Annotated in this window: 1 protein-coding gene; it reads right to left on the minus strand. The window is 56.6% G+C overall.

Features of this window, described 5'->3' with window-relative positions:
- The coding region (locus P0G09_RS19235; protein ID WP_275253473.1) for a hypothetical protein at nt 1-232 on the minus strand (232 nt) is incomplete at its 3' end.
- Nucleotides 233-297 lie beyond the last annotated feature (65 nt).

Raw genomic sequence — 297 nt, forward strand, 5'->3', positions numbered from 1 at the left:
CAACCATGGCGGTAGTGTCCTCCTGCTGTGCCAACTGATAGTTGATGTCCTGAGACTGGATGGTGCGGGTGTAGTAGTTGGGCTTCACCCGGCAGGTGCCATCTTCAAACATCCGCTGCATGGGGATGGACTGCTGGGCAGTCCGGGGCACAGCAGGCTTTGCGTTCTGCCTGCGCTTCTGCGCAGACTGCGGCTTACTGTGCTGACCGGTCTTTTTCCAAAACGGAATCATGGGTCACGCCTCCCTTCATAAGCAGTGCTTAGTAGTTGTTGGTCTTGTAGGGGCGAATCTTCGGG

Origin of the sequence: Faecalibacterium sp. DFI.5.82, from assembly GCF_029076575.1 — a bacterium.
Classification (GTDB): Bacteria; Bacillota; Clostridia; order Oscillospirales; family Ruminococcaceae; genus Faecalibacterium; species Faecalibacterium duncaniae.